At 59.0% G+C, this 21,972-nt stretch carries 14 protein-coding genes; 7 read left to right on the top strand and 7 right to left on the bottom strand.

Annotated features, from left to right (window positions below; translation table 11 throughout):
• Positions 1-32: 32 nt before the first annotated feature.
• The 4 genes from ACZZ0G_RS05915 to treR all read right to left on the bottom strand — a co-directional run bounded on the left by ACZZ0G_RS05915 (position 33) and on the right by treR (position 9,645).
• On the bottom strand, positions 33-3,164 hold the full coding sequence (locus ACZZ0G_RS05915; protein ID WP_463555611.1) for a membrane-targeted effector domain-containing toxin: 3,132 nt from the start codon (positions 3,162-3,164) through the stop codon (positions 33-35).
• A gap of 266 nt (positions 3,165-3,430) precedes the next feature.
• Positions 3,431-5,503, bottom strand: a complete 2,073-nt coding sequence (locus ACZZ0G_RS05910; protein ID WP_463555610.1) for a TerD family protein — start codon at positions 5,501-5,503, stop codon at positions 3,431-3,433.
• Between the two features lie 249 nt (positions 5,504-5,752).
• Positions 5,753-8,839: a membrane-targeted effector domain-containing toxin gene (locus tag ACZZ0G_RS05905; protein WP_463555609.1), complete on the bottom strand. Its 3,087-nt coding sequence runs from the start codon at positions 8,837-8,839 to the stop codon at positions 5,753-5,755.
• Positions 8,840-8,940: 101 nt separating this feature from the next.
• The gene (treR, locus tag ACZZ0G_RS05900; RefSeq protein WP_034156275.1) at positions 8,941-9,645 is read right to left on the bottom strand and encodes a trehalose operon repressor; all 705 of its coding nucleotides are present in this window, start codon (positions 9,643-9,645) and stop codon (positions 8,941-8,943) included.
• 235 nt (positions 9,646-9,880) lie between these two features.
• Here treR and treP point away from each other — a divergent pair, with 235 nt between their 5' ends.
• The 7 genes from treP to tadA all read left to right on the top strand — a co-directional run bounded on the left by treP (position 9,881) and on the right by tadA (position 19,272).
• A complete protein-coding gene (treP, locus tag ACZZ0G_RS05895) occupies positions 9,881-11,323 on the top strand; it encodes a PTS system trehalose-specific EIIBC component (protein WP_463555608.1) in 1,443 nt (480 codons plus the stop codon).
• Positions 11,324-11,413: 90 nt separating this feature from the next.
• On the top strand, positions 11,414-13,063 hold the full coding sequence (gene treC, locus ACZZ0G_RS05890; protein WP_463555607.1) for an alpha,alpha-phosphotrehalase: 1,650 nt from the start codon (positions 11,414-11,416) through the stop codon (positions 13,061-13,063).
• 106 nt (positions 13,064-13,169) lie between these two features.
• The gene (locus tag ACZZ0G_RS05885; protein ID WP_463555606.1) at positions 13,170-14,393 is read left to right on the top strand and encodes a carbohydrate porin; all 1,224 of its coding nucleotides are present in this window, start codon (positions 13,170-13,172) and stop codon (positions 14,391-14,393) included.
• Positions 14,394-14,456: 63 nt separating this feature from the next.
• Positions 14,457-16,985, top strand: coding sequence for a phosphoenolpyruvate--protein phosphotransferase (gene ptsP, locus ACZZ0G_RS05880; RefSeq protein ID WP_463555605.1), 2,529 nt, complete (start codon positions 14,457-14,459; stop codon positions 16,983-16,985).
• Between the two features lie 2 nt (positions 16,986-16,987).
• Positions 16,988-17,278 (top strand): PTS transporter subunit EIIB, encoded by a 291-nt coding sequence (locus ACZZ0G_RS05875; RefSeq protein ID WP_463555604.1) that lies wholly within the window; start codon positions 16,988-16,990, stop codon positions 17,276-17,278.
• 117 nt (positions 17,279-17,395) lie between these two features.
• Positions 17,396-18,772 carry a multicopper oxidase family protein gene (locus tag ACZZ0G_RS05870; RefSeq protein ID WP_463555603.1) on the top strand — a complete coding sequence of 459 codons (1,377 nt, stop codon included), beginning with the start codon at positions 17,396-17,398 and terminating at the stop codon, positions 18,770-18,772.
• A complete protein-coding gene (tadA, locus tag ACZZ0G_RS05865) occupies positions 18,772-19,272 on the top strand; it encodes a tRNA adenosine(34) deaminase TadA (RefSeq protein ID WP_463555602.1) in 501 nt (166 codons plus the stop codon). The genes ACZZ0G_RS05870 and tadA overlap by 1 nt, the downstream gene beginning before the upstream one ends.
• Before the next feature lie 162 nt (positions 19,273-19,434).
• Here the strand turns inward: tadA and cmoB are convergent, their stop codons facing one another.
• The 3 genes from cmoB to ACZZ0G_RS05850 form a co-directional block, all read right to left on the bottom strand.
• On the bottom strand, positions 19,435-20,391 hold the full coding sequence (gene cmoB, locus ACZZ0G_RS05860) for a tRNA 5-methoxyuridine(34)/uridine 5-oxyacetic acid(34) synthase CmoB (RefSeq protein ID WP_463555601.1): 957 nt from the start codon (positions 20,389-20,391) through the stop codon (positions 19,435-19,437).
• A complete protein-coding gene (gene cmoA, locus ACZZ0G_RS05855; protein ID WP_463558826.1) occupies positions 20,388-21,167 on the bottom strand; it encodes a carboxy-S-adenosyl-L-methionine synthase CmoA in 780 nt (259 codons plus the stop codon). Before cmoA ends, cmoB begins: the two co-directional genes overlap by 4 nt.
• A gap of 165 nt (positions 21,168-21,332) precedes the next feature.
• Entirely contained in the window at positions 21,333-21,971 is a 639-nt protein-coding gene (locus ACZZ0G_RS05850) for a lysoplasmalogenase (protein ID WP_463555600.1), read from the bottom strand.
• Position 21,972: the final 1 nt, after the last annotated feature.

The following is a 21,972-nucleotide window of genomic DNA, read 5'->3' as shown; positions in this document are numbered from 1 at the left end:
AGGGTTTTTTCGTTCAATGCCCTGAAAAAAGGTTAACTGGGCAAGCGACTTTGCAGGGTCAAACCGATCTCTATCAGGCGCTGGGATAACGCGCCGATGTCACGGAACATAATGCCGCTGATCCGCGGCATCGACTGTGCCCAGATGTAAACCTGACCATCCCTTCTGCAATTGACCATTGTTCGAACAATATTGCTGGAGCTGTCGCGACGTACGAGCGTGTAGGCATTCTGGGTTTTTTCGAACATGAACATGCCGTTGCGATTCAGCAGTGCATTCACCGTTGCCTCGGTCCATTGCGGCACAGGTGTTTCGATCTGCACGCGCAGATCCGCGAATAGAAAGTCCGATGAGTTGCGCGTCGATGCCCCGTTATCAAAAGGGCCCCGAGCGACTTCCAGACCCGGGTCAATTCCGATGCCGGCTACTTCAGTGGGCACCGCTTCTTCGATCCGCAGACCGATGGCGCCCCTGAGTTCGCTTATGCCTGGCAGATTTCTGAAGGTATTGGTGTTCGTTGCCTCGACCAGGGCAACCCATTTGCCTGGTCTGTTGAGGAGCTCGTCACCCCACATGATTTGCGAGGCGAGCCGGGCGCGGATCATCTGCTCTTCGATCGAAGTCAGCGGTACCTTCAGTTTGCAACTCTGCGCGAGTTCAAGACCTTGGGTGCGGATGCCATTGGCCTGGGCCGTTTTGATCAGTTCAAGGATGTTGAATCGGTTATCAGGGTCGGTACCCAGGCTGGACAAATAGCCTCGAAGATCCTCTGACATCTCTCCCGACAGGTAAAAATCGTTGAGATCTGCCTGGGCAAAATCACTCAGCAAACCCCGTACGTACAGTGTGTTGATATGCCGTGCGAACGCCGGCATGTTGTCGATCATGAAACGCGTGCTGGCGATGCGATCAAGGGTCTCGCCGACGACCAGTCCATCGGTATTGGCGAAGATGCGATCAATCAACTCAGCCGTCTGCATCTCGGGATCGATTGGCGGGATGACTGGCCGTGGGGGCAGGTTGGTCCAGTTCAGCTCTGAGTAGTACTCTTTGGCCTCGTTTAGCAGGGACGTGCGTCTGTCGCGGAAATAGGCCGCATACCTATCGGCAGTTGATGGTTTACTGCGGTTTGCACTGGAGAGCTTGGCGAACGTCTCGGGCAGGTTCATTGCCCACCTTTTCATTTTCGCCATGTCCATTCCGGCGATGTCGTTGAGTTGTGTAATCAGCCGCAGCGGTCGCGCAACCGGTGAAACCGGTTCGACGAGGGGAAGCTCCGCTGACGGGGTTGATGACGCCGGGGCCGAGGACGGGTCGGGGTCGAGGAAGCAGGCCTTGCCCACGCATTGGCCGCCTCCCCTGAGACGCAGCGCGGGTATGCGTTCCCACTTGCCGCTGCTACCGAAGCGTACTGGCAACGAGTACGCAAACTGATTGGGTCGCTCGGGATCGACGATGGCCCAGTTGCCAGCGTCTTCGGAGTCGGCAAAGTAGCGCACGTAGTACGCAGCACCCTCCATTTCGATGGCGTAGCCTGGCTCCTTGTCCAAGCGATAGATGCCCTCATATTTGCCTGGCGCTGCCTCTACAGAACGGTGGGCAAGTAACTCGTTGCATCGATATTTGCCAGGAATACTTGGAAAGGACGAACCTTGGCCTGCGGCAGCCGTGGACAACTGCCGGGCGGATGCGATGGATGTCTCGGTGGGGATTTCGTTTGCAAGCTCAACCGTCGCTTCAGGATCAACCGCCGTGACTGGCGGTTGATCCTGAAGCGGCAGGATCTGCGCGTCAGGCGAAGTGAACTCGATCAACCCGCGCATTTCTTCAGCTTCGGCAAACTCCACCTGCGGGCCCACTTCCAGTTGCGTGCCAGTGCTGATCAGAAACGGAATGTTGAAGACAATGTCGATCGCGTTGAGCACCGCGCCGGTAACCCCGGCTTTGCGTTCGGTTGGCGTAGTGCCGTTGATGGCCTGATCGATGTTCAATCCCATGTTCGCGATGCTGGCGCCAATCAAAGGCAACGCCAAAGGCCAGCCCACAGCGGCCATCGGTCCGAATACTTTCAGACCGGCACTCAAATAACCGATCCAGAGTTTTTTGCGCAGGTCACTGTTGGACGTGAGCACCATGTGCGCTTCGGCAACCATCCGCCTGCGTGTCGACTCGCTCAACCAAGTGAAGGCGTCACCGCTGATTGCGACGTTGCTGCGATTGATCATTCGATGATCGCTGTGGCCCCAGGTGCTCACCAGGCGGTTCATCAGATCGGTGAGGTTTTCGGTCAGGTGATGGCGCTCAGCCAACGGAAAATGCTTGAGAAACGCCGTACGCTTGTCGTCTGAATTCATCTGCTCAAGCAGCCACCAATGCAGATCCGCTTCATTCTCCATTAAGAGGAATGCCTGGGCTTCGCCTGGCAAGTACAGGGTCTGGCGGCCACTGCCTTCCACCAGACGCAGCACATTGGAAGCTACGTGGCCATCGAGATCCAGCGCCCGCACTTCAGCGCCGACCGGGTGCAACGCTTGCAGCATTTGCAGGGTAATGGGCCAAGTGACGGCCCCGATTACCGAGCCGACAATGCGCTGAAAATCAGTGCCATCAAGGTCACCCTGTTGCAGCGCCTGCACCGCCAGACTGAGAAAGTTGCACTTTGCCAAGACGCAGAAGTTATCCGACGAAGTTTGCCAGAATGTCGTCAGCTGACCTGTGTAACGCGTACTGAAGTCGACGTCCCAGAATGTGTTCAGCACATCGCTGCCAAGCAACCGCACTTCATTGCGCTGATTGAAGTTTTCCGCCTCCGGGCCATCCGAGTAGAAGCCGCAGTAAAGGCCAAGCAGATCTGCGTTGTCCTGATCGGTCGCGCGAAAGCGATGGATCACCAACTGCGTGAAGGTCAGCGTTTCGTAAGGCTTTTCCAGCACATGTTCCCAACCCGTGAAGGTCAGCGCACTGCTCTGCGCCGTTTTGAAACGGTGGAAGTAAACCCGGTCGGGATCGAGGCTGGACAGTCCTTTGTCCGCGAGGATTTCGTTGGCGACTTGATGGGCTGCGTCGTTCAGACTCGGGCAGGTCTGCACGATAGTCGTGGCAATGGCTTTGAGGGCGGTTTTGTCCGCCGCGTTTGGCAGGAGACGTCGTTCGGGGGAGGTCATGGGTTCTTCATCCTTGAGAAACAAAGACCGAGCATGACCGATTCGCTCAAGGGCAGTGCACTAGCCGGCTACCGCATATTGCCGGGCTATTGATAATAGAGTGAGAGTGATGCAGGGCAGTTTGTCCGAATGCTAGCTTCACCAGCGCAGAGGAAGGTTGATGAAAAATGCCAGTCAGTTTTGCTGACTGGCATTTTTTTGTGCCGGGCCTGGAAACTTCGAGACAAAGCTGTCTTTTCAATGACCAGCTAACGCTGTCGCCGTTATCAAAGATATTGGGATCGAATCAGATCCGTATCGAACGGTGTCAGCCCTTGATCTGGCGCGAACACAGTCTGTGACTGCTGCACAGAGGCCACTCGTTCTCCCCGGGCTCGTGCATGTAATTCAAAGAGCGTTTCCAGATCCGGCCGTGGTGTATGCACCAAGGTCCGCAGCATCAACGATACCCCGCTGAGGTTTTTGTCGAGGTTGTTCCACCGGGGAGATGAAGTAAGCCCCAGATCGGCCCAGATCATGCGTCGTTCCTGCAAGTCCATCACGAATGGAAGACAAATAACTGTGTCGGAGGCGATGTCGATGCGGTCGACGACGGAGCGAGGCTCGAACACTTCACCCGACGCCGTGTCTGTGCGGGCCATCCATCCAGCGAAGCATTCCGGGAGATCGCAATAAGGCTGCTGAGTAAACGAGTTGATGGACGTGACGACATAGCGGATACCCTTCTCGACCAGAACATCAAGGTCGAGGTCGATGAACTCCGAAGCCCCGTCAGGCGCATCGACGATGTCGCCGCTGTGGTAGCCGCCGTAACTCTTCAGGTTGTAGTACGAGACCGCATCTTTGAACACGAAGTCGGCGTCGAAAAATGCGGCGGACAAGTCGATGTCCGTACGAGCACGACCGTTCTTCCACCACAGAAACAGGCGAATGAAACGTGTGTCGGGCATAGTCAGCCGACTGCCCCGAACCAGCGTACGCAGCGACTTCGACGAGGCACGCTGAGCTAGCGGCACCTTGTATTCGCGTAACGCTGGATCGATGTAACAGCGGCCTAATGGCGGTAGCAGCGCAAAACGATTTACCAGAGCGTCTTCGCAGATACGAGCCGTGCGCGCCAATACTTCAGGTTTGAGAGGTTCGCGTCGATCCTTGATGGCATAGACTTTGGCAAATGAACCTTTCGGTGTGAACGCCCGCAGGGGCAAGGGGCGCGGGGCGCGAACCTGGGCCAGCACCTGCAGCAGTACAGGTGAGGACACGTGTGCCGTAACAGCCTGGAACGCGTCGAGTACCGAATCTGCCTCCATCGCGCGGCGCAGTGTCGCGTCAAGCCGTCGTGCGAATTCACCGGGACGGCTTTGTAACAGGGGCGTAAGCGTGGTGATGTCACGCTGGGCCAGCAATGTTTCGACACGTGAATTAAATGTGATGGGCGGCTCGTTACGGCGCGCTGCCGTGATAGCAGCTAGAGCTCGAGTGTACTTATCGCCGTAGTCGCCGGGATGCAGTACTTCAGCCAGACGTTTCCAGCGCTCAGCATGGCGCATCACGTCTTCTGTAGCGTTGGGTATGTGATCGAGCAGGCGCAAGAACAGACGGCGCATCGAGCGCTTCATTGCTTTGAAGCGTGTCGTGGCTGTCGTCAGCGACACGTCTCCGCCACTTAACGCGACCGCCAGTCGTAGCACGTCAGTTGCTGTCTCGACGTTTCGCTGCAGGAATGCGTCTACGCGTGCATCGCTAGCGACATACCGGATCAGCGCGCCGCCAACCTGTGCACGGATTTCCCGGACCGGAATGATCTCAGGCAGCAGACGGAACACATCGCTTTTGTACTCTCGGATAAACCAGACGACATCGGCCATTTCCTCCTCAGAGAGCGAGGTGCGCGATGAAACCAGCGGCTCAAGTAGTGACTCGAATTCAGATACGCCTCCTGGTTCGATAACGCGGGTTATGAAGTTGCCTTCCAGCATCGGAGGTCGAGCGTGTTCAGTCGCAGGTAATCGCCAAAGCGTCAGGTAGTGGATGACGGCGTTGAGGTACAACTCCGCCTCGGAGGCCGATAGAACATGCTCTGGAAAGTCTGGATAAAACGGCCGGTGGTGCACGTGAGCACCAGTCTGTCGTCGAAGGGCTCTGATAATTTCGCGCAGCCAGTACTTGAGTTCTGTGGCTGACAACATGCCGATCTGCTCGATCAGAGACTCTGACAGTACGCATCGGAACGCCGCGACTTCCTGGACAGCCGATGCGACCTGAGCGGGCGTAGCACCGCCAGATCCCATCGGGACGTAAACTTTGCTGCGGCGACGCAGGAACAGCTCCTGATTCATGCTTGAGTTTCTCCCTTTGATCGCCGTCATGGACGAGCTGCAGCATCGTGTCTACAGCAGATGTTAAAACGCCTGCAAGGAGCAGGCGCAGTGTGGAGAGCGAAACCCCTAGGTCATAGGAGGTTTAGAAGGAAGGTGTTCCATAGCCACGGCGGCATTCTACGTAAGGTTTTCTCCGTTTGTCAGGTGGTTGCATATCTCAACGGTAACAAGCTGCTTCGGCAGAAAATTGAGTACCACCGACCAATCTCAATCAGGGATCCGGCTACGCAATATCAGCCCGGTATCGGACAACCGTTGAGACATGTCCTTCAGACTGGCGAACTCAATGTCATTCACCCGCTGCCAGGCAGGTCGGTGGAGAGAGACCTTGCCGTCACTCAATCGAGTTATCGGAGTGCGCTGGAGCATGCCCTGTTTGCTGCGGTGGATCAGGGTGTAGCTGTCGCCCGTTTTTTCGAACAGGTACATGCCGCGTCTGTACAAAAGATTCTCCAGCGTGTCCTCGGTCCAGGTCACTTCGGGTGCCTGAACTTTCAAGCGCAAGTCGGCGCGAAGAAGGTCCGGATTTCCTTGCCTGACAGTGCCACCGGGGGAGCTGCCGCGTGGGACTTCAATACCCGGATCGACATCCACACCGAGTTCTGCACCGGCGCCGACTTCATCGATTCGCAGGCCGATTCCTCCCTTCAACTCACTGAGCCCCAACAGTCCTCTGAAGGTGTTGGTGTTATGAGCATCCGTCACTACAATCCATTTCTGCGGACTGTTGAGGTAGACGTCGCCGGTCATGATGTCGTTGGTCAGGTAGGTGCTCATCATTTGTTCGTCGACGGAGGGCAGCGGCGTTCGCATTTTATAGCTCGCGGCGCAGTCGATCGCCTGGACCCGAACCCCGTTCGCTCGCGCAACCTGGACCAGTTCCAGTGGGTTGAATCGACCGCCAGGATCGGTGCCGAGACTGGTCAAGTAAGCGCGTAAATCCACGGTCATATTGCCGCTGGTGAAGTAACGGTTCAGTTCAACCTGAGCGAAGTCACTGAGCAGCCCGCGCATGTAGAGGGTTTTCGCGTGGCGGGCCAGCGCCGGCATGCATTCAATCAGGAAACGCAGGCTGGCGATGCGATCAAGGGTTTCTCCCACCACCAGTCCTGAGGCACTTTCAAAAATCCCGTCGACGAGATCGGTCAGTGGCATCAGGCGGCTGATTTCGGGCATTGCCGGACGCGCAGGCTGGATGACCCACGGCAGGTTCTTGAAAAAGCTTCGGGCTGAACTCTGCAAGAGTTGGCGCTTATCGGCGGCGTACAACTCGAACGGGTCGTTCATGCCAAAACCGCCGGCTCCGTCGGGCTCTAACTGGGCATGGGTTTCGTTGAGGTTCAACGCCCAGCTTTTAATCGGACGGCGCACGGACGGATCGATGTCGTAGGCGCTGGTCACCGGACGCGGGGGCCGCGATGTCGACGGTTGCGCTTCGTCCTCCGTTTGAGCAGGCGTCTCGGGTGATGCGGGTTCGAAGGTGTCGAGTTCGATATCCGGGGCGCATTGCTTGCCCATGCACTGGCCGCCTCCCTTGAGGCCCAGTGCGGGCATGCGTTCCCATTCACCTTCGCCATTGAGGCGGATCGGCAAGGCGTGGACGAGCTGGTTGGGACGCTCGGGGTCAACGATTGCCCAGTCGCCACTGCCGCGAGTGTTAGCGAAGTAGCGCACGTAGTACGGCGCGTCATTCATCAGCACGGCGTAGGGCGGATCAGCGTCGAGACGGTAGATACCGTGGAACTTACCGGACTCCTCGCCGGGTGCCGTGCCATCGAGCAGCTCGTTGCATTGATAACGTTCGGGCACTGGTGGCGGAAGGGCGTTCTGCGCCGGAACCAGCACCGTTTCATCAAGATTCGGTACGGTGGTGTCGACATCGTCCGGCACCATGATCTGCAGTGGGTCGTCGGCCTCAGCGTCAGAATTCAAGGCTTCGCTGTACTCGGCCATTTCTGCGGCCTCGGCCGCCTCGACCTCGGCGCCAATCTCCAGCATCGGCCCGGTGCCGATCAGCAATGGAAGGTTGAATAGCAGGTTGATGCCGCTCAAGACCGCACCCAGCACGCCGGCCTTGCGTTCGGCGTTAGTCTTGCCGTTTTGTGCCTGATCGATATTCAGCCCCATGCTGGCAACGGTGGCGCCGATCACCGGCAACGCCAGCGGCCAACCGACCGTGGCCATCGGGCCAAACACCTTGAGGCCCGCACTCAGATAGCCGATCCAGAGTTTTTTACGCAGATCGCCATTGGATGTCAGGGACAGGTGGGCTTCCGCGAACATCGCCTGGCGGGTCGAGTCGCGCAGCCAGCTGAATGCATCATCGCTCAGCACCTGGTTCGTACGGTTGATCAGGTGATGGTCGGACCGGCCCCAGGTGCCCACCAGCCGATTCATCAGATCGGTGACGTTTTCAGTCATGTGCTGACGATCGGCGAGGGCAAAGTGATCCATGAAGGCTTGGCGGCGTTTCGCATCATTCATTTGATCCAGCAGCCACCAATGCAGGTCGGCCGCTGTGTCCTTGATCACGAACGCCTCGGCTTCACTGGGCAGATAGATAATCTGCCGGCCGCCGGGGTCGACGATGCGCAGCAGTTGGGTGGCGACATGCCCGTCAATGTCGAAGGCGCAAACATTTCCCGTTGGCGTGTGACTCGCTTGCAGCATGCTCAGGCTCACCGGCCAGCTGACGGGCCCCACCACCGATTCCACCAGCCATTGGAAGTCACTGCCGGTGAGGTGCCCAAGGTCCAGCGCCTGCACCGCACGGCTGAGGAAATTGCACTTGGCCAAGGTGCGGAAATCGTCGGCGTGGCTGTTCCAGAAATCCGTCAGGATTGCGGTGTAGTGTCCGCTGAAATCGAGGCTCCAGAACGCCTTCAAGACTTCATTGCCATGCAGGCAAACCTGGTTCCTTTCGTCGAAATTCTCGCCCTGCGGACCTTCGCTGTAGAAGCCGCCGTACAGATCGAGAAGATCGGCGTTGTCCTGGTCGGTGGCGCGAAAACGATGAATCACCAACTGTGTCAGGGTCATCGATTCGTAGGGTTTTTCGCGGGTGTGCTCCCAGCCAGTAAACGAGCGGGTGCTGCTCTGGGCCGTCTTGAAACGATGGAAATAAACCTGGTTCGGGTCGAGGCTCGACAGGCCTTTGGCTTCCAGCAGATCACGGGCCGCTTGATAGGCGGCGTCCTGCAGGCCGGGGCAGTTCTGCACGACGGTGTAGGCGATTCGCTTCAGCGCTGCTTTATCTGTCGCGTTCGGTAGAGGGCTTGGTTGGGTGGCGTACATGCTTTCTCCATCCTTGAGAAATGAAGGCCGAGCATGGCCGATTCGCTCAAGGGGAGTGCACTACATATGTACCGCACATGATCGTTCGAAATGTGCCGGGGTCAGCGCCGGGCCACGTCGGAAAAGTAGAACTTGTCGAGGGTGTGCCGCGATTCGGTGTACTCGAATTGACGGCCGTCCTGAAGGAATGTCTGGTTACTGACCACGATCACATGGCTCTGGCCATCGAGGTCCAGGTGCAGTTGATCGTCCTTGCTGCGCGGCACCGCTTCGATGGTGCGCTGGGCGTAGGCAATCTGTAGCTGCAGGGTCTGTTCGATATGCGCATAGATCGATTGCTCGGCGATATCGAGGGACAGCCCGGGGATCACTTCGCTGACAAAGTGGTTGATGTCGAGGATGACCCGTTTGCCGTCGATCCGCCGCACACGCTTGATCCGCGTGATGAGGCTGCCGGGTTCGGCATGGATATGCTCGAGCAGGGCGCCTTCGAGCGGGATCTGGCTCAGCTCGACCACTTCGGTGCTGACGTCGTTGCCCAGGCGTGGGTAGGTCTCCTGAAAACTGACGATGCCGCCGAGCTGAAATTCGATCGGGTTGGTCGAAAGCACGAAGGTGCCCTTGCCGTGGATCTTCTGCGCAAAGCCGCGTTCCTGCAGCAGTTCGATGGCCTTGCGCACCGTGCCCCGGCTGGCCTGATAGCTGTCCATCAATTCGGTTTCGGAAGGCAGGCGGGCGCCGCGCTCCAGGCGTTCAGTCGTGATGCTGGCCAGCAGATCGCTATAGATCTGGTTGTATTTGCTCATGGGGAGGCTCGGTGCCGATGGTGCTCAAAGCTTCGAACCTTACGGCCAGGGTAGGGCTTTGTCCATGTGGACGATGGAAATCACCTTAGGGTCGAGTAGGAAAATTCGTCTTTGGTCTGGCGGGAATAACCATAAACAAACTCGTCTGTACGAGTTGTTGCATTAACTCGTACAGACGAGTATTTTTCGCTTCGGCGTGCTGCCAATAACAACAATCCACAGCGGAAGAACTAGCATGAGCCACGACTACCCGAACATTGCCAGGCAATTGCTGCAGAGCCTCGGTGGCAGCGACAACCTCGAACAGGCCGCCCACTGCGTCACGCGGTTGCGACTGGCCCTCAAGGACCCGAGCCTGGTCGACAGCGCCACGCTCAACCAGATCGATCTGGTCAAAGGCTCGTTCTTCACCGGCGGTCTGTATCAGGTGGTGATCGGTCCGGGCGAAGTGGAAAAGGTCTATGCCGAACTGCGTCGGCAGACCGGTCTCGCCGCGTCGACCATCGCTGACGTCAAACAGAAAAGCGCCGAAAAGATCAACGCCATGCAACGTCTGGTGCGGGTATTTTCCGACGTGTTCATGCCGATCCTGCCAGCGCTGATCATTGCCGGCCTGTTGATGGGCATCAACAATCTGCTCGGCGCCAAGGGCATGTTCATCGATGGGCAAACCCTGCTCGATGCCTACCCGAAACTCGACGGGCTGTGGAGCCTGATCAATCTGATGGCCAATACCTCGTTCGTGTTTCTGCCGGCGCTGGTGGGCTGGTCGGCGGCCAAACGCTTTGGTGGCAGCGAGATTCTCGGCATCGTGCTCGGCCTGATGCTGGTGCACCCGGATCTGCTCAACGCCTGGAACTACGGCAAGGCCGTGGCCGGGCTGGACGGGCAGCAATTGCCGTACTTCGACATTCTCGGTCTGTTTCAAGTGGAAAAGGTCGGTTATCAGGGGCAGATTCTGCCGATTCTGCTGGCGGCCTACGTGATGAGCGTCATCGAAAAATGGCTGCGCGCACGGGTGCCGAACGCTATTCAATTGCTCGTGGTGCCGATCACTACCATCGTCGTCACCGGTGTGCTGGCGCTGGCGGTAATCGGCCCGGTGACCCGCCACATCGGCATCTTCATCACCGAAGGGCTGGTCATGCTGTTTGACCTGGCGCCGATGGTGGGCGGCGCGATTTTCGGTCTGCTGTATGCGCCACTGGTGATCACCGGCATGCACCACATGTTTCTCGCAGTCGACCTGCAATTGATCTCGATCCAGGGCGGCACCTTCATCTGGCCGATGATTGTCATGTCCAACCTCGCCCAAGGCAGTGCAGCGTTGGCGGTGTTCTGGATGACCCGCAATGCGCGGGACAAGAGCATGGCGTCGACCTCGGCGATTTCCGCTTATTTCGGTATCACCGAGCCGGCGATGTTCGGCGTCAACCTGCGCTACAAGTTTCCGTTTTACGCCGCGCTGACTGGCTCGGCGCTGGCCTGCGTGTTCCTGTCGCTGAACAAGGTTCAGGCCTCGGCCATCGGCGTCGGTGGGCTGCCGGGGTTTATCTCGATCATTCCGCAGTTCATCCCGATGTTCGTCATCGGCATGCTGATTGCCATGCTCGTGCCGTTTGTTCTGACCTGCGCATTGAGCATGAAGATTGTTCGGCCCGGTTATCGGGTTGCCTGATCAATCGCTTTCGCGAGCAGGCTCGCTCCCACAGTTGATCGCATTTCAATGTGGGCGCGAGCTGCACGGACTTATTGAAGGAGTTGTGCCATGCAAGACTGGCAGCGTTCGGTGATCTACCAGGTCTATCCGAAGAGTTTTCATAGCCACGCCGGCAACCCGACAGGGGATCTGCTCGGTATCGTCGCCAAGCTCGATTACCTGCACTGGTTGGGTGTCGATTGCTTGTGGATCACGCCATTTCTGCGGTCGCCGCAGCGCGATAATGGCTATGACATCAGCGATTACTACGCCATCGATCCGAGCTACGGCAGCATGGCCGACTGCGAGTTGCTGATCGCCGAAGCGGGCAAGCGCGGGATCAAGCTGATGCTCGACATCGTGGTCAACCACACCTCGATCGAGCACGTGTGGTTTCAACAGGCGCGCAGCAGCCTCGACAACCCTTACCGTGATTTCTACATCTGGCGCGATCAGCCGAACAACTGGGAGTCCAAATTCGGCGGTTCCGCCTGGGAGTACGAGGCCCAGACCGGTCAGTATTATCTGCACCTGTTCGACCACACCCAGGCCGACCTCAATTGGGACAATCCCAAGGTGCGCGCTGAAGTGTTCCGGATGATGCAGTTCTGGCGGGACAAGGGCGTGGGTGGTTTCCGTCTGGACGTGATCAATCTGATCTCCAAGCCCGAGGATTTTCCCGAAGACAACAGCGACGGCCGACGTTTTTATACCGACGGGCCGAATGTCCACGCGTACCTGCAGCAGATGCACCGCGAAGTCTTCGAAGGGCACGATCTGATCAATGTTGGCGAGATGTCATCGACCAGTCTCGAACACTGCATTCGTTATTCGAATCCGCAGTCGAAAGAGCTGTCGATGACCTTCAACTTTCATCACCTGAAAGTCGATTATCCGAACCTGCAGAAGTGGGTGCGCGCCGATTTCGATTTCCTGCAGCTGAAGAAAATTCTGTCCGACTGGCAGACCGGCATGCAGGCCGGCGGCGGCTGGAACGCGCTGTTCTGGTGTAACCACGATCAACCGCGAGTGGTCTCGCGGTTTGGCAATGACGGTGAGTACCGCGAGCTTTCAGCGAAGATGCTCGGCACCGCACTGCACTTTCTCCAGGGCACGCCGTTCGTGTATCAGGGCGAAGAATTGGGCATGACCAATCCGGGGTTCGAGTCGATCGAGCATTATCGCGATGTAGAGACGCTGAACATCTTTCGCCTCAAGCGCGAAGCCGGCAGCAGCGATGCCGACAACATGGCGGCGATCAGGCAGAAGTCCCGCGATAACGGTCGTACGCCGATGCACTGGGACACAAGCCCGAACGCCGGTTTCAGCAGCGTCGAGCCGTGGATCGGGGTGCCGGCCAATGCCGCGCAGATCAACGTCGCTAACCAGTTCGATGATCCAGATTCGGTGCTGCATCACTACCGCCGTCTGATCGCACTACGTCGCAGCGAATCGTTGATCACCGAAGGACTTTACCGACAATTACTGCCCGAACATCCGCAGGTCTGGGCGTATGTGCGCGAAGGTGACGCCGAGCGTTTGTTGGTGGTGAACAACTTCTACGCGACAACCTGTGAAGTGGAATTGCCATCGACAGTCATCAGCGACTCGATGAGCCAACGCCCGTTGATCAGCAATTATCCGGACGGCCCGTTGCGCAAACGAGAGGTGACGTTGCGGCCTTACGAGTCATTCGTTCTGCACCTGATCGATCCCTGACCTTTAACTAGAAAAACCAGCTTTTAAAAAACACGCAGAGCACTGCGCGGGGGATTTTTGCGCGCCGAATTCATGCAACCAGACAATAAAAACAATGGGGTGGCTTATGAAAACAACAATAAATCGCAGCCTTGCAGTGGCAGGTTTTTGCCTGGCCTTACCGCCGGCGTCACAAGCGCTGGAGTTCGGCGGCTACTTGCGCAGCGGTGTCGGCACGTCGGTCAACAGCAGCGGTCAGTCGTGCTTCCAGTTACCCGGTGCGCAGACCAAGTATCGCCTGGGTAACGAATGCGAGCAGTATGGCGAACTGGAGTTACGTCAGGATCTGTACACCTTCGACGACGGTTCGGTACTGAGTGTCGACGGCATGGCCTCGCTGTATAACCGCTACGACCGCAGCCCCACCTTCAAAGACGAGAATGGTTCGATCCGCTTGCCGCAGGCTTACGCACAGTGGTCGGCGGTGCCCGCGCTCAATGGCGGTTCTCTGTGGGCCGGGCGGCGTTACTACAAACGCAATGACATCCACATCTCCGACTTCTACTACTGGAACCAGAGCGCCACGGGTGGCGGGGTCGAAGACGTGTTGATCGGCGATCTGAAATACAGCTACGCCTTCTCGCGCAAGGACAACCTGTACCAGAAGGACTACATCAATCGACATGACTTCAATGTCGCCGGTTTCAAGACCAATCCGGGCGGTGAACTGGAGTTCGGGTTGAGCTATATCGACAAACCCGACAGTCGCGATGCTCACCGTGGCTGGGCGATCACCACGCAACATGTGCAGACAGGTTTTCTTGGCGGCAAGAACAAACTGGCGCTGCAATACGGTGAAGGCCCGGGCACCGGGCTGGGCTATACCGGCAATGTCAAACTGGATGACAGCAATAAAAGTTACCGGATCGTCGAGTTTTTCGACTGGCAGGTAACACCGCGTTTCGGCGGTCAGGTCGCAGCGGTGTATCAGAAAGACATTCGCCCGGACGGTGCTGATCAGAACTGGATCTCTCTAGGGGTTCGACCTGCCTACGCGCTCAGCGAGCACTTCAAACTGGTCACCGAACTGGGCCACGATCAAGTCGAAGCGCCGGGCGGCACGCGCAAGCTGAGCAAGTTCACGTTTGCTCCGACCTGGTCACCCAAGGGGCCTGAGTTCTGGGCGCGTCCGGAGGTGCGTCTGTATTACACGTATGCCAGCTGGAACGAGGCGGCCAAACGTGCGGCCAACCTATTGGCGAAAGGCTCGGCCCTCTCCGATACCGGTGCATTCGGCACCGCTCGCCACGGTGCGAATGTCGGATTGCAGGTCGAATACTGGTGGAAATAAGCGATGCTGATGGAGCATCGCGCTCCATGGGCACTTCAAAGAACAAAAACTGCAGGTGACGTCATGGCCACACCCCAACAATTGCAACTGCTGGCGCCCTTGTCCGGTGTCCTGATGGCGCTGGACGAGGTGCCCGATCCGGTGTTTTCCGGGCGCGTGATCGGCGACGGTCTGTGCATCGATCCGACCTCGTCGACGCTGTGTGCCCCTCTGGCCGGAACTGTCAGCAACGTGCAGGCCAGCGGGCATGCCGTGAGCATCACCGGTGACAACGGCGTGCAGGTATTGATGCATATCGGCCTGGACACGGTGAACCTCGGCGGCCAAGGCTTTACTCGCCTGGTCGAAGAGGGGCAACGGGTTGCGGCCGGGCAGGCGCTGATCGAGTTCGATGCCGATTACATTGCCCTGCACGCCCGCAGTCTGTTGACGTTGATGTTGGTGGTCAGCGGTGAGCCGTTTATCTGGCTGGCCGCGTCGAGCGGACTGGTCGAAACCGGTCAGGCGTTGCTAGAAATAGCCAGCACGCAGGCACTCAGCGAGGAAGCAGTGGCGTCAGAGGGGCAGGCTGTTTTTTCGCAACCATTGAAACTGCCCAACCCCAATGGTCTGCATGCGCGCCCGGCGGCAGTGTTCGCGCAAGCGGCGAAGGGCTTCTCGGCAAAGATTTACCTGCATAAGCAGCAGGCTCAGGCCAACGCCAAATCGCTGGTGGCGATCATGGCGTTGCAAACCGCTTTCGGCGACAGCGTGCAGGTCAGTGCGGTGGGCGAAGATGCCGACGCGGCAATCAATACGCTGACTCGTTTACTGGTCGAGGGCTGTGGTGAACCGGTGACGGCGGTGGCGTCTGTCGAGCTCGCCACTACCGAGACGCTGACGCTGTTGCGGGGCGTTTGCGCGTCACCCGGTTCGGCATTGGGCCAAGTGGTGCAGATCAGCGAACCGGTCTTCGACGTCAGCGAATTCGGCGGCGAAGCAGACGTTGAGCGCGCGGCCCTCGCCAATGCCCTGATCGAAGCGGATCTGGCCTTGCAGCATTTGCGTGATACCGCCGCTGGCGGGGCCGAAGCCGAGATCTTCAAGGCCCATCAGGAACTGCTCGAAGATCCGGGTCTACTCGATCAGGCGCAGGCGTTGATCGACGAGGGCAAAAGCGCGGCGTTCGCCTGGCGTGCGGCGACTGAAGAAACCGCGATCATGTTTCGCCAGCTCGGCAGTGCACTGCTGGCCGAACGGGCGGCGGATCTGACCGATGTCGGGCGCCGTGTGCTCAAGCTGCTGCTGGGGATTGGCGAGCAGGCGCTGGAGCTGCCGCAAGGGTGCATTCTGATTGCCGATCAACTGACGCCGTCGCAGACCGCCGGCATCGATACCCGCAAAGTACTCGGCTTCGCCACGGTTGGCGGCGGCGCGACCAGCCACGTGGCGATTCTTGCCCGCGCCTGTGGTCTGCCATCGATCTGCGGGGTGCCGGTGCAGATGTTGGCGTTGAGCAACGGCACTCAGGTGCTGCTTGATGCCGACAAGGGCGAATTGCATGTGCATCCGGACCCGTCGGCAATCAAACAATGGCAGGCGCGCCACGCGCAACAGCGCCAACGCCACGAGCATGAGTTGGCCAATGCAACACTGGCGGCACAGACCCGTGACGGCCATCACGTCGAGGTGTCGGCCAACGTCGCCTCTTTGTCTGAAACGGAGCAGGCCATGGCTTCGGGGGGCGCGGGCGTCGGCTTGCTGCGTTCAGAATTTCTCTACCTGGGCCGCAACCACGCACCGAGCCATGACGAACAGGTCGCCACTTACAGCGCCATCGCTCGCTGTGTCGGACCTGCGCACAATCTGGTGGTGCGCACCCTCGATGTCGGCGGCGACAAACCGCTGGCCTACGTGCCGATGGACAGCGAAACCAACCCGTTCCTTGGCGTGCGCGGCATTCGTTTGTGCCTGGAGCGTCCGCAGCTGTTGCGTGAGCAGTTCCGGGCCATGCTCGGCTGCTGTGATCTGACGCGTTTGCACATCATGTTGCCGATGGTCACGCAGCTGTCGGAGCTGCGTCTGGCGCGGCAGATGCTCGACGAGGAAATCCTCGCGCAGGGGCTAACGCAACGGCCGAAACTGGGGATCATGATCGAAGTGCCGGCGGCGGCGTTGATGGCGGATCTGTTTGCGCCGCTGGTGGATTTCTTCTCGATTGGCACCAATGACCTGACGCAGTACACCCTGGCGATGGATCGCGATCACCCGCGCCTGGCCAGTCAGGCGGACAGTTTTCATCCCTCGGTATTGCGCCTGATCGCCATGACCGTGAAGGCCGCGCATGTCCATGGCAAATGGGTCGGCGTTTGCGGGGCGATGGCCTCTGAGCGTTTGGCGGTACCGCTGTTGCTGGGGTTGGGCGTGGACGAACTGTCGGTGAGCGTACCGATGATTGCGCCGGTCAAGGCAACGGTGCGCGAGCTGGCGCTGGCGGATTGTCAGATCATCGCTCAACAGGTGCTCGGTCTGGAAAGCGCCGGGCAGGTGCGCGAGGCGTTGCAGCTGTTTCACGAAGCAACCGTCGATACTTTACGGGTTCTGGAGAACTGAAGATGTTCGATCAATTGCAGAAGGCATTCTGGAAAGCCCTGACCCCGGATCTGGTCGCGGACACACCGACAGCAGCAGCCGAGCCGACCGAGGGATTGAGCAGCGATATTGTCGCGGCGCTGGGTGGTGTAGATAACCTGCAATCCCAGCAACCGCTGGCGTTGACGCGGGTGCGGGTGGTGTTGCGTGATGCGTCGGGCGTTGATCAACGGGCATTGAGCGCCGCCGGTGTCGCGGGTGTGATGCCCTTGGCAGGCGGTGTGGTGCACTTGATTACCGGGTTGCGACCTTAAGCCGGCAAGTGATGTGCGGCCTCAGGTCGCCCTTACTGTTTCTCAACCGCAGGTGTATCGTATTCGCCTTTTGCAGGCTTTCAGGGCCTGTCGCTGATACGTGAGGTAGTTGAGTTCATGTCCTTTACCCGTCGCCAAATCCTCGGTGGCCTGGCCGGTCTTGTTGTCGTTGGTGTCGGAGCGGGGGGCGCGTCGCGTTATTGGCTTGGCAAAATGGCCGACGCCGAGGCGGGTCACGACTATGAACTGATCGCCGCACCGCTGGACGTCGAACTGGTGCCGGGGCACAAGACCGAAGCCTGGGCATTCGGGCCGTCGGCGCCGGGCACCGAGTTGCGTGTGCGTCAGGGTGAATGGCTGCGGGTGCGCTTCATCAACCACCTGCCGGTGGCGACCACCATTCATTGGCACGGCATTCGTTTGCCGCTGGAAATGGACGGTGTGCCGTACGTCTCGCAACTGCCGGTGTTGCCGGGTGAATACTTCGACTACAAATTCCGCGTGCCGGATGCCGGCAGCTATTGGTATCACCCGCATGTCAGCAGCAGCGAAGAACTCGGGCGCGGGCTGGTCGGGCCGCTGATCATCGAAGAGCGCGAGCCCACCGGTTTCAAGTACGAAAAAACCCTGAGCCTGAAGAACTGGCACATCGATGATGAAGGCAATTTCGTCGAATTCAGCATTCCCCGTGAAGCGGCACGTGGCGGTACGGCGGGGCGTTTGTCGACCATCAACGGTGTGCCGACCCCGGTAATTGAGTTGCCGGCCGGGCAGATCACTCGGGTGCGTCTGCTCAACCTCGATAACACCCTGACGTACCGCATCAATATTCCCGGCGTCGAAGCGCAGATCTACGCGCTGGACGGCAATCCGGTCGAGCCGCGCCCGCTGGGCAAGGAATACTGGTTGGGCCCGGGCATGCGTATTTGTCTGGCGATCAAGGCGCCGGCAGCGGGTGAAGAGTTGTCGCTGCGCAACGGGCCGGTACGTCTGGGCACGCTGCGTTCGGTGGCCAGCAACGATGCACCGACCGACTGGCCGAAAGCGCTGCCCGCCAACCCGGTGGCCGAGCCGGACCTGGCCAATGCCGAGAAACTCAACTTCAATTTCGAATGGGTCGGCTCGGTGTCGGTCAACGTCGACAACGGCAGGCCGCCAAGTCTGTGGCAGATCAACGGCAAGGCCTGGGACATCACCGACAAGACCTGCGCCGACCGACCGATCGCCAGCCTGAAACTGGGGCAAAGCTACATCTTCGAATTGAAGAACATGACCCAGTATCAGCACCCGATCCACCTGCACGGCATGAGCTTCAAGGTGATCGCGTCGAACCGGCACAAGATCATTCCGTACTTCACCGACACCTATCTGCTGGGCAAGAACGAACGCGCGCAAGTGGCGCTGGTGGCCGATAATCCGGGTGTGTGGATGTTCCACTGCCACGTGATCGACCACATGGAAACCGGCCTGATGGCCGCCATCGAGGTGAAGTGATGCGCCAGATTCGCCCTGCCGCGATCATCGACCGCAGCCGTGATCGCGACTTCATGCGCGAAGCGCTGGACCTCGCCGCGCAAGGTGCGGCGCTTGGTGAAGTGCCGGTAGGCGCAGTGCTGGTGCAGGACGGCGAGATCATCGGGCGCGGCTTCAATTGCCCGATCAGCACCAGCGACCCGAGTGCTCACGCGGAAATGGTCGCCATTCGTGCGGCGGCGCAAGCGGTGGATAACTATCGGCTGCCGGGCAGCACGCTGTATGTGACGCTGGAGCCGTGCAGCATGTGTGCGGGCTTGATCGTGCATTCGCGAGTGGCGCGGGTGGTGTATGGCGCGTTGGAGCCGAAGGCGGGGATTGTGCAGAGTCAGGGGCAGTTTTTTACCCAGGGCTTTTTGAATCACCGGGTGTTGTATGAAGGTGGGGTATTGGCCGAAGAGTGTGGTGCAGTGTTGACCGAGTTCTTCCGCGCCCGCAGAGCAAAAAGCCCCTCACCCTAACCCTCTCCCAGAGGGAGAGGGGACTGACCGGGTTGTTCTGCACAAATACACCGACTTGCGATACCGAGTCGAACTCAAGTTTTGAAAAGCTCAACGATCAGCTCCCTCTCCTTGGGGAGAGGGCTGGGGTGAGGGGTGGGCTCACCGCGGTGGGTGGTTGGATTACTTCTTGGCGACAATTACCGCCCGCATCGGCGCCGGCAAACCTTCAATGGTTTTGCTGTGATCCTCGGGATCAAGAAAGTCGCTCAGCGACTGATACTTCATCCACTCCGTACCACGCTGCTCTTCAACCGTGGTTGTGCTCACATCCACGCAACGAATATCGCTGAACCCCGCACGCCGCAACCACAATTCCAGCGCCGGCACCGACGGCAGGAACCACACGTTGCGCATCTGCGCATAACGATCTTCCGGCACCAGCACCTGATGCTTGTCGCCTTCCACCACCAGCGTTTCCAGCACCAGTTCGCCGCCCTTGACCAGACAATCCTTCAGCGCCAATAGATGCTCGATCGGCGAGCGACGGTGGTAGAACACGCCCATGGAAAACACGGTGTCAAAGCCTTCCAGATTCGCCGGCAGGTCTTCGAACGGGAACGGCAGGTGCCAGGCATTTGGCTCTGACAAATAACGCTGCACGGCCTGGAACTGGCAGAAGAACAACCAGTTCGGGTCGACACCGATCACGCTGTCAGCGTCGGCACCGAGCATGCGCCACATGTAGTAGCCGTTACCGCAACCGACATCGAGGATGCGCTTGCCCTTCAAGTCCAGATGCGGCGCAACACGGGACCATTTCCAGTCCGAACGCCATTCGGTGTCGACGTGCACGCCAAACAGATCGAACGGCCCCTTGCGCCACGGCGACAGTCCCATCAACGCCGTGCGCATCTGCGCGCGGGTTTCATCGTCGCAATCGGTGTCGAGTTTCAAACCGTTGAGCAGGTCGACTTCGCTCGGCTGAATCTTCGGTAAAGCGTCCAGCGCACTTTGCCAGCGCTCCAGATCGCCGTGACCTTTCTCCATTTTCTTGTCGAGTTGACGCTGCAGGGTGTTGGCCCATTCGGCCAGCGGCGTGCCGGCCAGACGGCGGGCGAGGGGGGACAGATCAATCATGGCAAGGCAATCAACGAGGCAAAGTTAAGACACTGGAACCACGGCACGACTTTCGAGAACCCGGCGGCCAGCAGGCGTTCGCGGTGTTCTTCGAGGCTGTCGGGCTTCATGACGTTTTCGATGGCGCTGCGTTTCTGGGCAATTTCCAGTTCGCTGTAGCCGTTGGCGCGTTTGAAGGCGACGTGCAGATCGGTGAGTAGCGCGTGTTCTTCGGCGTCGTTGAAGCGCAGCTTCTCCGAGAGAATCAGTGCACCGCCCTGCAGCAGCGATTGGCGAATGCGCGAGAGCAACGCGGTGCGCTGATCCGGCGCGATGAATTGCAGGGTGAAGTTCAACGCCACCACCGAGGCGGGCTGGAAGTCGAGGGCGAGAATGTCGCCTTCGATCACTTCCACCGGCAGCAACTCCTGGAACATCGAGTCCTGACCGTTGAGGTATTCGCGGCAGCGCTCGACCATCGCCGCCGAGTTATCCACAGCGATCACTCGGCAACCGTCGGTACGCACGTGGCGGCGCAGGGCTTGGGTGACCGCACCCAGCGATGAACCGAGGTCGTAGAGCACGCTGTTCGGTTGAGCGAACTGCGCAGCGAGCACGCCGAGGTTTTCGACGATGGTCGGGTAACCCGGCACCGAGCGCTTGATCATGTCCGGGAACACCCGCACGACGTCTTCGTTGAAGGCGAAGTCAGGCACCTGGGCCAAAGGCTTGGCGAAAATACGATCGGGTTCTTTGCTCACGGCGGTTCCGGCGGTGTCGGTGGAAAAGGCCGGCATTTTAGCCAAAAGGGCGTCGGGATGCTTGGGTTGTCTGATAAAGCGTTTTTTCGCCGATGATCGTTCCCAAGCTCTGCGTGGGAATGCCGCCCCGGACGCTCCGCGTCCCTGCGCAAATGACGCAGAGCGTCACAGGATGCATGCCCACGCGGAGCGTGGGAACGATCAGACCCGTTTGGTCTGGGAGAAGGCGGAGGCGGCGATGCCCCACTGGCCCAGCCAGTAGCTGAGGATGATGACGTAAGGTGCGGCGTGGAAAGGGGCGACGAAACGGTCGATACCGATCACGCTGTCCGAACATACAAACGCCAGCGCACCGCCCGCCGCGAGTAGCGCCGAACGTTTCGGCACATCGGTTCCGAGGCGAGCGAGGGCACGCCAGAGCATTGCGCTGATCGCAGTGCCATAAACAATCACTGGTATCAGCAACGGCCCAAGTCCGCTGGAAATCAGCATCCCCAGCAACACCGCGCCAACACCGAGTGCAAGCATCAGCGGCAAAATCGCCAGACGCTTGCAGTCACTCAAATAAGCCTTCAGATAAGCCAGATGTGCGACCAGAAACGCGCCGAGACCGAATACAAACAGATCCCCCGGCCACGCCAGCAACACATCACCCAGCAGCGAGAAAATCAGCCCGAGACTGATCCAGCGCCGATAGTCACTGGGTGGCGCATCATGCAACCAGCCAAGCAGCGCCAGCACCGGTAATGGTTTGACCAACATACACAGTAACGCCGCATGGGTGCTGACACCGTAGAGAAACGTCACCGCGCCCATCAGTGCCAGAATCAGCCAGCCCACG

It is taken from the genome of Pseudomonas sp. AC169 (assembly GCF_979258515.1).
Note: the sequence above shows the minus strand (reverse complement) of the source record. Positions and strands in the feature narration are given on the sequence as shown.

What these genes read in the sequence shown, in the direction of transcription:
- ACZZ0G_RS05915 (WP_463555611.1), bottom strand. Translation starts at nt 3,164, where the DNA reads ATGACCTCCCCCGAACGACGTCTCCTGCCAAACGCGGCGGACAAAACC.
- ACZZ0G_RS05910 (WP_463555610.1), bottom strand. Translation starts at nt 5,503, where the DNA reads ATGAATCAGGAGCTGTTCCTGCGTCGCCGCAGCAAAGTTTACGTCCCG.
- ACZZ0G_RS05905 (WP_463555609.1), bottom strand. Translation starts at nt 8,839, where the DNA reads ATGTACGCCACCCAACCAAGCCCTCTACCGAACGCGACAGATAAAGCA.
- treR (WP_034156275.1), bottom strand. Translation starts at nt 9,645, where the DNA reads ATGAGCAAATACAACCAGATCTATAGCGATCTGCTGGCCAGCATCACG.
- treP (WP_463555608.1), top strand. Translation starts at nt 9,881, where the DNA reads ATGAGCCACGACTACCCGAACATTGCCAGGCAATTGCTGCAGAGCCTC.
- treC (WP_463555607.1), top strand. Translation starts at nt 11,414, where the DNA reads ATGCAAGACTGGCAGCGTTCGGTGATCTACCAGGTCTATCCGAAGAGT.
- ACZZ0G_RS05885 (WP_463555606.1), top strand. Translation starts at nt 13,170, where the DNA reads ATGAAAACAACAATAAATCGCAGCCTTGCAGTGGCAGGTTTTTGCCTG.
- ptsP (WP_463555605.1), top strand. Translation starts at nt 14,457, where the DNA reads ATGGCCACACCCCAACAATTGCAACTGCTGGCGCCCTTGTCCGGTGTC.
- ACZZ0G_RS05875 (WP_463555604.1), top strand. Translation starts at nt 16,988, where the DNA reads ATGTTCGATCAATTGCAGAAGGCATTCTGGAAAGCCCTGACCCCGGAT.
- ACZZ0G_RS05870 (WP_463555603.1), top strand. Translation starts at nt 17,396, where the DNA reads ATGTCCTTTACCCGTCGCCAAATCCTCGGTGGCCTGGCCGGTCTTGTT.
- tadA (WP_463555602.1), top strand. Translation starts at nt 18,772, where the DNA reads ATGCGCCAGATTCGCCCTGCCGCGATCATCGACCGCAGCCGTGATCGC.
- cmoB (WP_463555601.1), bottom strand. Translation starts at nt 20,391, where the DNA reads ATGATTGATCTGTCCCCCCTCGCCCGCCGTCTGGCCGGCACGCCGCTG.
- cmoA (WP_463558826.1), bottom strand. Translation starts at nt 21,167, where the DNA reads ATGCCGGCCTTTTCCACCGACACCGCCGGAACCGCCGTGAGCAAAGAA.